General features: G+C 73.6%; 9 protein-coding genes. 6 read left to right on the top strand and 3 right to left on the bottom strand.

All coding sequences use genetic code 11. From position 1 onward, the window contains the following. The first annotated feature begins 90 nt into the window (after positions 1-90). The 6 genes from nirB (at position 91) to AC3RKB_RS15865 (ending at position 9919) form a co-directional block, all read left to right on the top strand. Positions 91-2700: a nitrite reductase large subunit NirB gene (nirB, locus tag AC3RKB_RS15890; protein ID WP_491437220.1), complete on the top strand. Its 2610-nt coding sequence runs from the start codon at positions 91-93 to the stop codon at positions 2698-2700. Then, entirely contained in the window at positions 2697-3473 is a 777-nt protein-coding gene (cobA, locus tag AC3RKB_RS15885; RefSeq protein ID WP_491437219.1) for a uroporphyrinogen-III C-methyltransferase, read from the top strand. Before nirB ends, cobA begins: the two co-directional genes overlap by 4 nt. Beyond that, the gene (locus tag AC3RKB_RS15880; RefSeq protein WP_491437218.1) at positions 3470-4600 is read left to right on the top strand and encodes a uroporphyrinogen-III synthase; all 1131 of its coding nucleotides are present in this window, start codon (positions 3470-3472) and stop codon (positions 4598-4600) included. Before cobA ends, AC3RKB_RS15880 begins: the two co-directional genes overlap by 4 nt. 141 nt (positions 4601-4741) lie before the next feature. Then, positions 4742-6157 (top strand): MFS transporter, encoded by a 1416-nt coding sequence (locus AC3RKB_RS15875; RefSeq protein ID WP_491437217.1) that lies wholly within the window; start codon positions 4742-4744, stop codon positions 6155-6157. Between the two features lie 10 nt (positions 6158-6167). Beyond that, positions 6168-8282: a molybdopterin oxidoreductase family protein gene (locus AC3RKB_RS15870; RefSeq protein ID WP_491437216.1), complete on the top strand. Its 2115-nt coding sequence runs from the start codon at positions 6168-6170 to the stop codon at positions 8280-8282. Next, complete coding sequence (locus AC3RKB_RS15865; RefSeq protein ID WP_491437215.1) at positions 8279-9919, top strand: FAD-dependent oxidoreductase; 1641 nt, start codon at positions 8279-8281, stop codon at positions 9917-9919. The genes AC3RKB_RS15870 and AC3RKB_RS15865 overlap by 4 nt, the downstream gene beginning before the upstream one ends. A 155-nt stretch (positions 9920-10074) precedes the next feature. Here AC3RKB_RS15865 and AC3RKB_RS15860 read toward each other — a convergent pair whose 3' ends face one another. The 3 genes from AC3RKB_RS15860 to rimM form a co-directional block, all read right to left on the bottom strand. Next, positions 10075-10836 carry a sirohydrochlorin chelatase gene (locus AC3RKB_RS15860; protein ID WP_491437214.1) on the bottom strand — a complete coding sequence of 254 codons (762 nt, stop codon included), beginning with the start codon at positions 10834-10836 and terminating at the stop codon, positions 10075-10077. 110 nt (positions 10837-10946) lie between these two features. Beyond that, positions 10947-11657, bottom strand: coding sequence for a tRNA (guanosine(37)-N1)-methyltransferase TrmD (gene trmD, locus AC3RKB_RS15855; protein WP_491437213.1), 711 nt, complete (start codon positions 11655-11657; stop codon positions 10947-10949). A gap of 9 nt (positions 11658-11666) precedes the next feature. Then, on the bottom strand, positions 11667-12323 hold the full coding sequence (gene rimM / locus AC3RKB_RS15850; protein WP_491437212.1) for a ribosome maturation factor RimM: 657 nt from the start codon (positions 12321-12323) through the stop codon (positions 11667-11669). Between the last annotated feature and the right edge of the window lies 1 nt (position 12324).

Here is a 12324-nt window from a genome sequence, read left to right as displayed (position 1 = left end):
AGGTCCCGGTGCGCTTGTGTTACCACCACGAAACAGAGCGGAAACGCCCCCGCCGTACGCTCGCCGTCAACCTGAGACCGGGAGGCAGCCATGAACGAGACCGCGAACGCCGCGGCCGGCACGCGCCACGTCGTCGTCGTCGGCGGCGGTCCGGCGGCGCACCGCCTGGCCGACAGCCTGCACGCCCGCGACACCGATCGCCGCCTGCGCGTGACGGTCGTCTGCGAGGAATCGTGGGCGCCGTACGACCGCGTCGCGCTGAGCACGCGCCTGGCCGACACCGCGGCCGACCTCACCCTCTCGGACACGCCGTGGGACGACGGGCACGTCCGCCTCCTCACGGGCGAGCGCGTCGTCGAGGTGAGCCGCGCGACCCGCACGGCGACGACCGCGTCGGGCCTCGAGCTGCGCTGGGACGACCTCGTGTTCGCGACCGGCTCGAGCGCGCCCGTGCCCGAGATCCCCGGCCGCGAGCACGCCCGCGTCTACCGCACGATCGACGACGTCGACGCGCTCGTCGCGGAGACCCGCGAGCTCGCGGAGCGCCTCGGCCGTCCGCCGCGCGCGATCGTCGCCGGCGGCGGCCTGCTCGGCCTGGAGGCCGCGGGCGGCCTCGCCGAGCTGGGGGCGGATGCCGCGATCGTCCACTCCGGCTCCTGGCTCATGTCGGCCCAGCTCGACGAGGGCGCCGGGCGCGCGCTCGGCCGCATCATCGCCGGCAAGGGCATCACTCTGCACCTCGGGGTCCGCCCCGCGAAGGTGCTCGAAAGCAGCGGCGGCGTCGTGGGGGTGGAGCTCACCGACGGCCGCCGCGTCGACGCCGATCTCGTCGTGTTCGCGATCGGGATCTCGCCGCGCGACGAGCTGGCTCGGGCGATGGGGCTCGAGCTGGGACCGCGCGGCGGCGTGTCGATCGACACGGCGTGCGCGGCATCCGTGCCGAACGTCTGGGCCATCGGAGAGGTCGCGAGCTTCGAGGGCCGGTGCACCGGGCTCGTCGCCCCCGCGAACGCCATGGCCGAGGTCGTCGCCGACCGCCTGCTCGGCGGCGCGGCGGAGTTCACGACCGTCGACGACGCGACCAAGCTCAAGCTCGCCGGCGTCGACGTCGCGAGCTTCGGCGACGCGCTCGCACGCACCGAGCAGGCGCTCGAGATCGTCTACGCCGACCCGGCGCGCGGGATGTACCAGAAGCTCGTGATGACCGACGACGCGAAGACGCTGCTCGGCGGCATCTTCGTTGGCGACGCGTCGCCGTACGCGTCGCTCCGGCCCCTCCTCGGCACAGAGCTCTCGAGCGAGCCCGCGGCCTACCTCTCGGCGTCGGGCATGGAGGCGCCCGCAGGCGACGAGCTGCCGGCCGCCGCGCTGGTGTGCGCCTGCAACAACGTCGCCGCCGGTACCATCCGCGACGCCGTGACCGGCTCGCACGGCGCGCACGAGGCCGGCTGCACCGAGCTCGGCGCACTGAAGACCTGCACGCGGGCCGGCACGCAGTGCGGCTCGTGCGTGCCGCTCGTGAAGAAGCTGCTCGAGGCCGAGCTGAAGAAGTCGGGCCAGACGATCTCGCGCGCCCTCTGCGAGCACTTCGCGATCTCGCGCCAGGAGCTCTTCGAGTCGATCCGCGTGCTCGAGCTCACCTCGTTCGAGGACATCGTCGCCCGCCTCGGCAGCGGACGCGGCTGCGACGTCTGCAAGCCCGTCGTCGCGTCGATCCTCGCCGCACAGCACGGCTCGTACATCCTCGACGGCGGCCGCGGCGGCCTGCAGGACACCAACGACCGCGCCATGGCGAACATGCAGAAGGACGGCACGTACTCGGTCGTCCCGCGCATCCCCGCCGGCGAGATCACGCCGCAGAAGCTCGCGGTCATCGCGCAGGTCGCGACCGACTTCGGCCTCTACACCAAGATCACCGGCGGCCAGCGCATCGACCTGTTCGGCGCCCGCCTCGAGCAGTTGCCCGACATCTGGAAGCGGCTCGTCGACGCGGGCTTCGAGTCCGGCCAGGCGTACGGCAAGGCACTCCGGAACGTCAAGAGCTGCGTCGGCTCGACCTGGTGCCGCTACGGCGTGCAGGACTCGGTCGCCATGGCCATCCGCCTCGAGCTCCGGTACCGCGGCCTCCGCTCGCCGCACAAGCTGAAGTTCGGCGTCTCGGGCTGCGCGCGCGAGTGCGCGGAGGCCCGCGGCAAGGACGTCGGCGTGATCGCGACCGACCAGGGCTGGAACCTCTACGTCGGCGGCAACGGCGGCTTCCAGCCGGCGCACGCGCAGCTGCTCGCGAGCGACCTCGACGACCAGACGCTGCTGCGCTACATCGACCGCTACATGATGTACTACATCCGCACCGCCGACCGGCTGCAGCGCACCGCGCGCTGGATGGAGGACATCGAGGGCGGCCTCGACCACGTGCGCGACGTCGTCGTCGACGACTCGCTCGGCCTGGCCGACGAGCTCGAGGCCGCGATGGCCCGGCACGTCGACACGTACGAGGACGAGTGGGCGGCCACGCTCGCCGACCCCGACCGCCTCCGTCGATTCCGCTCCTTCGTGAACGCGCCCGAGGCCGCCGACACGCCGCTCGCGCGCATCGAGGAACGCGGGCAGATGCGTCCCGCGACCGCCGAGGAAATCGCGCGCGGCGAGGCCGTGCTCGTCGCCGGACCCACCATCCCGGTGCGGGGGGCCGACGCGTGACGGGCCGCGTGACGCTGGTCGGCGGCGGGCCCGGCCGCGAGGACCTGCTGACCGTCGCCGCGATCCGCGCGCTCGGCTCCGCCGACGTCGTGCTCTACGACCGGCTCGCGCCCCACGCGCGGCTCGCCGAGCTCGCCCCCGACGCCGAACTCGTCGACGTCGGCAAACGGCCCGGCCACCACGCCATCCCCCAGTCCGACATCGAGGCCCTGCTCGTCCGCCACGCGCTGGCGGGCCGCCACGCGGTGCGGCTCAAGGGCGGCGATCCGTACGTCCTGGGCCGCGGCAGCGAGGAGGTGCTCGCGTGCCATCGCGCGGGCGTCCCGGTCGAGGTCGTCCCCGGCGTGACGAGCGCCATCGCCGTGCCCGGTGCGGCCGGCATCCCCCTCACGCATCGCGGCGTCAGCCACCTCTTCACGGTCGTCTCCGGCCACGCGCCCCTGACCGACGACGAGCTGGCGCACCTCGCCGGGCTCGGCGGCACGATCGTCGTGCTCATGGGCGTGAACACGCTGCCCATGCTCGCGGCCGGCCTCGCGCGCCACGGCATGCGTGCCTCGATGCCCGTCGCGATCGTCGAGCGCGGCTTCCGCGGCGACCAGCGCACGACGATCGCCGACCTCGGCGGCATCGTGACGGCGGCCGGCGTCGCGGGCGTCAGCTCGCCGGCGGTCATCGTGGTGGGCGAGGTCGTCCGGCTCGCGCACGACGGCGACCTGAGCGCCGCCCAGCTCATGGAACGTGCGGCGGGTTTCGCGGCGGTGGTCGCGTGACCGACCAGGTGGAGTCCGCGATCGGGTTCCGGCCCGACCAGCTCCACGGCTTCCGGATCGGCGTGACGAGCGACCGCCGCTCCGGAGACCTCATCGACGCGTTCGCGCGCCGCGGCGCGCAGGTCGTGCACGCGCCGACCATCCGCATGGCGAACGCCAGTTCCGACGAGCCCGTGATCGCCGACACGCGCGCGATCATCGAGGCGCGGCCCGACGTGCTCCTCGCGACGACCGCGTACGGTGTCCGCCGCTGGTTCGAGGTGGCGGATGCCGCGGGGCTCGGCGACGAGCTCCTCGACGCGCTGCACGACACGGCCATCCTGGTCCGCGGCCCGAAGGCGCGCGGCGGCATCCGCGCCGCCGGACTCGACGACGTCGGGATGAGCGCCGAGGAGACCACCGAGTCGCTCATCGACGAGGTGCTCGCCTCCAATCCGCGGGGGCTCACCGTCGCGGTGCAGCTGCACGGCTACCTGCCGCCGTCCCAGCTCGACCGCCTCCGCGACGCCCACGATCGGGTGCTCACGGTCGAGCCGTACCGATGGATCGACCCGGACCTCTTCGACGAGCGGGTGGACCGCCTCATCGAGGCCGCCTGCACGGGCGGCCTCGACTGCATCACGTTCACGAGCGCACCGGCCGTCCACGCGCTGCTCATGGCGGCGGAGGCGCGCGGCCGGTACGACGACCTGATCGACGCGATGCGCGGCCCGGTGGTCGCGGCGACCGTCGGTCCCGTGACCGCCGCGCCGCTCATCGCGGCCGGCATCGAGCCGCTGCAGCCCGAGCGCTACCGCATGGGCGCGATGATCCGCCAGGTGTGCGAGCACCTCGAGACCGAGCGCATCGTCCGGCTCGAGACGCAGCACGGCCCGCTCGCGCTGCGGGGGTCCGTGGTCGAGGTCGCCGGGCGTCGGGTCGAACTCGCCCCGGTGGGCCGCGCCATCCTCTGCGCCCTCGTCCGGGCCCGCGGCTCGGTCGTCTCGCGCGAGCGCCTCGCCGCGAGCATGCCCGGCGGCGCCGACGAGCACGCGCTCGAGGTCGCGCTGAGCCGCCTCCGGCAGACGCTCGGGGTTCCGGGGCTGATCGCCACCGTCGTCAAGCGGGGGTACCGGATCGATGTGTGACCACGACCTCACACCCGCCCCGACCCGCGGTGAGCAGGTGGGAACGCAGGGTTTACCACCCGCGCGAACTCGGGAAACACGCCGCGGATAGCGTCGGCGACACCACCTCGAAACCTCGAGACCGACCTCCCGGAGGCACCGATGACCGAGACCATGCAGGCTCCCCCGCCCTCGTCCACGAGCGCCGCGACCGATGTCGCCGCGCCGGCCGACCAGGGCCTGCTCACCACCCGCCCCGGCCGCTGGATCGACGGCTGGGACGCGGAGCACACCGTCCAGTGGGAACGCGAGGGGCGTCGCATCGCCCGACGCAACCTCAACTGGTCGATCTTCGCCGAGTTCCTCGGCTTCGTCGTCTGGCAGCTCTGGAGCATCGTCGCCGTGGCCCTCCCGGCCGCTGGCTTCCAGCTCTCCACCGGCGAGCTGTTCTGGCTCATCTCGATCCCGAGCCTCGTGGGCGCGACCCTTCGCATCCCCTACTCGTTCCTCGTGCCGATCTTCGGCGGCCGGAACTGGACCATCATCTCGGCGGCCCTGCTGCTCGCCCCCACGATCGCCCTCGCGGTCTGCGTATCGAACCCCGAGACCCCATTCGGCGTGCTGCTGTTCGCCGCGGCGCTCGCGGGCTTCGGCGGCGGCAACTTCGCCAGCTCGATGTCGAACATCACGTACTTCTACCCGCAGCGCGAGAAGGGCTGGGCCCTCGGCCTGAACGCCGCCGGCGGCAACCTCGGCGCGTCCGTCGCGCAGTTCACGGTCCCGATCGTCATCACGATCGGTGCGGGAGCGAGCCTCAACCTGCCGATCGCCGGCCTCATCTGGATCCCGTTCATCCTGCTGGCGATGTTCGGCGCGTGGAGGTACATGGACAACCTCTCCAACGCCAAGGCCGACCTCTCGGGTTCGGCGGCGGCGCTCAAGGAGCCGCACCTCTGGCTGCTGTCGCTGCTCTACATCGGCACGTTCGGCTCCTTCATCGGCTTCGCGAGCGTCTTCCCGAAGCTCATCGCCGACCAGTTCCCCGAGTTCTCGACCATCAACGTGCTCGGCGCGACGGTCGGGCTCGCGTTCCTCGGCGCCCTCGTCGGCTCGCTCGCCCGCCCCTACGGCGGCAAGCTCTCCGACCGCTTCGGCGGCGCGCGCATCACGATGGTCGCGTTCGCGGCGATGGCGGCGATCACGGTCGGCGTCCTCGCGACCCTGCCGCTCGGCAACTTCTGGCTCTTCCTCGGGCTGTTCCTGCTGCTGTTCGCCACCGCGGGCATCGGCAACGGCTCGACGTACCGGATGGTGCCGATCGTGTTCGCGATGCGGTCCTCGCACGGCGGCGCCGGCGACGTGTCGACGCAGCGCAAGGCGGCGGCCGCGCTCGGCCTGATCTCGGCGATCGGCGCCTACGGCGGCTTCCTCATCCCCCAGGCGCTGAACCTCTCGTTCCAGACCACCGGGAACTACGCGGCCGCGTTCATGGGCTTCATCGCCGGGTACGCGGTGCTGCTCGTCCTCACGTGGGCGGTGTACGTCCGCCCCCGTCACCTGCGCGAGCAGAAGATCTGAATCGAGCACCATGACCGATCGTCCCGCCCCCACGCACTGCCCGTACTGCGCCCTGCAGTGCGCGATGACCCTCACGCCGGCGGATGCCGCGGACACCGCGACCACGCCCGTGACGGTCACCGGCCGCGACTTCCCCACGAACCGCGGCGGGCTGTGCAAGAAGGGCTGGACGTCGGCGGAGCTGCTCCGCGCACCCTCACGCCTCGGCGCCCCGCTCGTGCGGGGCGCCGACGGCGCGTTCGCGGAGGCGAGCTGGGATGACGCCCTCGACCTCGTGGCGACGCGGCTCCGCGACATCCGGTCGCAGCACGGCGCCGACGCGGTCGGCGTCTTCGGAGGCGGCGGGCTCACCAACGAGAAGGCGTACCTGCTCGGCAAGTTCGCCCGGCTCGCGCTCGGCACGAGCCGCATCGACTACAACGGCCGGTACTGCATGTCGTCGGCGGCCGCGGCGGGCAACCGGGCCTTCGGCGTCGACCGCGGGCTGCCGTTCCCGCTGACCGACCTCGACGACGCCGACACGATCCTGCTGCTCGGCACCAACGTCGCCGAGACCATGCCGCCGTTCATCGGCCACCTCGCCGGCGCGCAGGCCGCGGGCGGGCTCGTCGTCGTCGACCCGCGCCGCACCGCGACCGCGAAGCTCACCGACGACGCGAAGGGGCTGCACATCCAGCCCGCGCCCGGCACCGACCTCGCGCTGCTGCTCGGCATCACGCACGTCGTGATCGCGGAGCGTCTCGTCGACGAGGCCTACGTCGCCGCGCGGACCCTCGGGTACGACTCGCTCCGACGGAGCGTCGCCTCGTGGTGGCCCGAGCGCGTGCAGGCCGTCACGGGCGTCGCCGCGCCGACGGTCCGCCGCCTCGCGCGCCGCCTCGCCGCCGGCGGCAATACGTACGTCCTCACGGGGCGCGGCGTCGAGCAGCACGTCGACGGCACCGACACCGCGACGGCTGCGATCAACCTCGCGCTGCTGCTCGGCCTGCCCGGCCGCCCCGGCAGCGGCTACGGCACGCTCACCGGCCAGGGCAACGGCCAGGGCGGCCGCGAGCACGGCCAGAAGTGCGACCAGCTGCCCGGCTACCGCAAGATCACCGACCCCGAGGCGCGTGCCCACGTCGCCGGCGTCTGGGGTGTCGACCCCGACGACATGCCCGGACCGGGCGTGCCCGCGATCGAGCTGCTCGCCTCCCTCGGGCAGCCGGGCGGCGTGCGCGCGCTCATGGTGCACGGCTCGAACCTCGTCGTGTCGTCGCCGAACGCCGCCGCGGTCCGACGCGGCGTCGAGGCGCTCGACCTCCTCGTGGTGTGCGACTTCGTGCTCTCCGAGACGGCGGCCCTCGCCGACGTCGTGCTGCCGGTGCTGCAGTGGGCCGAGGAGGAGGGCACCATGACGAACCTCGAGGGTCGCGTCATCCGTCGCCGCCGCGCGCTCGCTGCCCCGCCCGGTGCGCGCGACGAGCTCTGGATCATGCACGAGCTCGCCCGACGACTCGGCTCGACCGCGCGGTTCGACATCGACCCCGAGCAGGTGTTCGAGGAGCTCCGTCTCGCGTCGGAGGGCGGCATCGCCGACTACTCCGGCATCGACTACGCGATGCTCGACGCGGGCGAGGCCGCGTACTGGCCGTTCCCGCGGGGCGGAAGCGGCACGCCGCGGCTCTTCGCCGACCGCTTCGCGCACGCCGACGGGCGCGCCCGGCTCGTCGCCGTGACGGTCCGCGCCGCGGCGCATCCGGTGCCTGCGGCCGGCGAGCTCACGCTCGTCACGGGACGCCTCCTCGAGCACTACCAGAGCGGCGCCCAGACGCGGCGCGTGCCCGAGCTGCTGGACGCCCAGCCCGAGCTGCGCGCCTCGCTGCACCCGGCGACCGCCGCCCGCCTCGGCATCGCGGACGGCGACCCGGTCGAGCTCGCCAACCCGCTCGGCACCGTGCGCGGGCGTGCCCGGCTGACCACCGACATCCGCCCCGACGCCGTCTTCCTGCCCTTCCACTACGGCGACGACCAGGCGGCGAACCTGCTCACCTCCGACGCGGTCGATCCGATCTCGTCGATGCCGGAGTTCAAGACCAATCTCGTGCGCGTCACGAGCCTCGCGGAAGCCGGAGCCCTCGCATGACCACACCGCTCAGGATCGTCCTCGTCGGCTACGGCCCGGTCGGCGCCCGCTTCGTCGAGGAACTGCTGCCCGAGGTGGCGGCCGGCCGCGTCGCGCTCACGGTCGTCGCCGGCGAGCACGTCGAGGCGTACAACCGCGTTCTGGTCGCCGAGTACGCGGTCGGGAACACCGACCTCGACTCGATGCTCGTCGGCGACCGCGAGGCCGCCGAGGCCGCCGGCGCGCGCGTGCTGCTCGGCGTCGCCGCGACCTCGATCGATCGCACCGCGCACGTCGTGCGCTGCTCCAACGGCGAGGACCTCCCCTACGACCGCGTCGTGCTCGCGACCGGATCGCGCGCCAACGTGCCCACGCTCGACGGCGTCGACCGTCACCGGCGCGACCTCGCCTCGCTCGAGAAGTACGCCTCGAGCCTCGTCGCCCGAGACGACGCACTCCCCGAGGGCATCACCGCGCTCCGCGACCTCGACGACGCGCAGCGCGTGCTGGAGGCCGTCCGCGAGCGGCGCCGCATCATCGTCCTCGGCGCCGGCGTGCTCGGGCTCGAGCTCGCACTCGCCGCGGCGCACGCCGGCGCCCAGGTGTGCGTCGTGCACCACGGCGCCATCCCGATGCCCCGCAACCTCGACCGCGGCGGCGGGCACGTGCTCCGCTCCGCGCTGCGACGGACGGGGATCACCGTCGTCGCGCACAGCCGCGCCGAGGCCGTGGGCTTCCGCACCGACGACGACGGCACCCGTCGGTTCGACATGCTCGTCACGGCCGACGGCAAGCAGCTGCGCGGCGACCTGCTCGTGCTCTCGTGTGGCGTGAGCCCGCGCAACGAGCTCGCGACGCTCGCGGGGCTCCGCACCGCCGTCGGCGTCGTCGTCGGACCCGACCTGCGCAGCTGGAGCGACCCCGACGTCTACGCGATCGGCGACTGCGCGCAGGTCGTCGAACGCACCGACGAGACCGCCGGACGCCGCGACCTCCCCGGCGCGCCGTCGGGCCTCATCGGCCCGGGCTGGCGGCAGGCGTCGTGGCTCGCCGCCACGTTCGCGGCCGACGCCGCGGCCGGGGGCCGGGGCGCAGGTGTCGCCGACGACGACGCGGACGGCACCGCCGTGTCCCTTCCGGCCGAGCGCGAGCCCATCGTCATGCTCAAGGCCGAGCACATCGACGTCGCCGCAGTCGGCGACGTCAGCGCCGACCCGTGGGACGACGACGCGCTCGCGCCGCGTCGCCGCGTCGCCCAGTGGGCCGACCCCGAGCACCTGCGCTACGTCAAGATGGTGACCGAGGACGGCGTCCTCACCGGCTTCGTGAGCGTCGGGATGCCGCGCACCGCCGCCGAGCTCACCCTCCTGTTCGAGCGGGGCGGCGAACTGCCCGCCGACCGCTCGCTGCTGCTGCGGTTCGACGGTCCCGACTACGACCCCGCCGAGGACGCCGACGCGTTCGCGCCCGAGACCACGGTGTGCTGGTGCAACGGCGTCACGGTCGGGCGCATCGAGGAGTCCGCCGCGTGCGGCCACACCACGGTGGAGTGCGTCGGGCGCGACACGCGCGCCGGCACGGGCTGCGGCGGATGCCGCGGGCGGATCGCCGAGGTGCTCGCCCGGGCCGCCGAGGCCGACGGCGCGCTCGCGGCCTGACCTCGCGCGCACCGGGATCGTGCGTCCGCCCGGTGCCGGACGTCGAGTGGGCGATCTTGGCGGTGCTCGGCGTCGCCGAGCCGCCAGGATCGCCCACTCGAATGAGGCGGGCGCGTTGGCGCGGCGGCGTACGGCCGTGCCGGACCCCTCGGGGCTCAGGCGCGCTCGCGCCGCTCCTGCCCGACCGCGGCGTAGCGGTCCAGCACGAGGTCGACGAGCGCCGCAGGCGCGGGTGCGTCGGGCAGCAGGAGCGGGTCGGCGATGAGATCGGCACCGGATGCCGCGGCCTGGTCGTAGAACGTGCCGGGCGCGAGCAGGTACGGGCCGACGACCACGCGCGAGCCGGGGTGCACCTCGCGGATCATCTCGATGGCGTCGGGCAGCCGCGGGATCGCGGCGGCGATGAACCCGGCGGTCACGGAGCGGCCGAGTCGCTGGCCGAGCCGGCGCGCGGTCTCGAAGCACTCGCGGACGGCGCGCGGATCGTTCGAGCCCGCGGCGGCGAGCAGCACCGTGTCGCCCGGGGCGAGGCCGAGCTCGTCGAGGCGCTGCGCGAGCACCTCGACGAGGCGTTCGTCGGGCCCGAGCTCGGGTGCCAGGCGCGCGGATCCACCGATGCGGTCGAGGCCGAGCGACAGCCCGGTGCGGACGTGGAAGCCTGCGGAGAGCACCAGCGGCACGATGACGGCGTCGGGTTCCGCGGCGGCCTCGAGCGCCGAGCTGACGTCGACGTTGCTCGCGTCGACGAACGTGATCGAGACGCCGAGGTCGGGACGCGCGGAGGCGACGCCGTCGACGAGGCGGATCACCGCCTCGCGGTTGGCCGTCGAGGGGGTGCCGTGGGTGACGGCGACGAGGCGGAGGGGCGGGAGGCCGATGCGCTCCGCCGGTGCTCCGGTCCCACTCGTCCGACCCATCTCCCGACCCGCGCTCTCCGGCGGAATCCGGTGTCACCCGCCGGTTACGACGCTATGCAGGGGGTGTTTCGCGAAGTGCACCCACGTGTTTCCGGCGCGTGAAGAGTCCCTCACTCAGGGGTCGTGCGCGCGTCATCTCCGAGCAGCTCGGGGCGCACGCGGCGGGTCCGCTCGAGCTGCTGCTCGCGGCGCCATCCGGCCACCTTGCCGTGGTGTCCGGAGAGCAGCACGGGCGGCACCTCGAGTCCGCGCCATACGGCAGGCTTGGTGTAGCTCGGGTACTCGAGCAGCCCGTCCTCGTGGGACTCCTCGACGAGGCTGTCGGGGTTGCCGACGACGCCGGGCACGAGCCGTCCGGCCGCCTCGATCATGGCCATCACGGCGACCTCGCCGCCGTTGAGCACGTAGTCGCCGAGGCTGATCAGGCGCACGCGCATGCGCGTCGCGTAGTGGTCGACGACGCGCTGGTCGATGCCCTCGTAGCGGCCGCACGCGAACACGAGGTGCTCTTCGGCGGCGAGCTCGCGCGCGACCGCCTGCGTGAACGGCTCGCCCGCGGGCGACGGCACGACGAGCAGGGCGTCGGATGTCGCGTCGCCGACGATCGCGTCGAGCGCCTCGCCCCACGGCTCGGGCTTCATGACCATGCCGGCGCCGCCGCCGTAGGGCGTGTCGTCGACGGTGCGGTGACGGTCGTGGGTGAAGTCGCGCAGGTCGTGGGTGCGCACGTCGATCAGGCCCGACTGGCGCGCCTTGCCGAGCAGCGACAGGTCGAGCACGTCGAAGAACGACGGGAAGATCGTGACGATGTCGATCCGCACGACCCGCTCCTAGTCGGCGTCGGGCCGGGCGGATGCCTCGGGCTCGCCGCCCTCGGGCGCGTCGCCCTCGATCTCGTCGGCTCCGGGCGCGTCGCCCGCGGCCTCGGCCTCGCTCCGCGGCTCCTCGGGCAGCTCCTCGAAGAGCCCGGGCGGCGGCGTCACGGTGACCGTGCCGGCCGCGATGTCGACCTCGGGCACGATCGCCGACACGAAGGGGACCATGACCTCGCCGTGCGGTGTCGACACGATCAGCAGGTCTTGCGCGGGCAGGTGGTCGACGTGCGACACCTCGCCGACCTTCTCGCCGTCGCGCACGACGGCGAGGCCGACCAGCTGGTGGTCGTACCAGGCGTCGGGTTCGGGCGTCTCGTCGACGGGCTGGTCGACCCAGAGGATGGCCTTCACGAGGCCCTCGGCCGCCGTGCGGTCGTCGACGCCCTCGAAGAACCCGACGGCGTGGCCGTTGTACCAGCGCAGTTCGCGGAAGGTCAGCTCCTTGCCGTACCACGGCGAGGAGTCGGGGACCTGCAGCGAGAACACCGCGCCGGGGACGAAGCGCCGCTCGGGATCGTCGGTGTAGAGCTCGAGCTTGATGGCGCCCTTGAGACCGTGCGCCTTGGTCAGGCGACCGATGCGCAGGCGTTGGGGGCGGTTCGCCTCGGCCACG

This window comes from Agromyces capsici (assembly GCF_058349965.1).
This window is presented reverse-complemented; position numbering and strand designations above follow the sequence as displayed.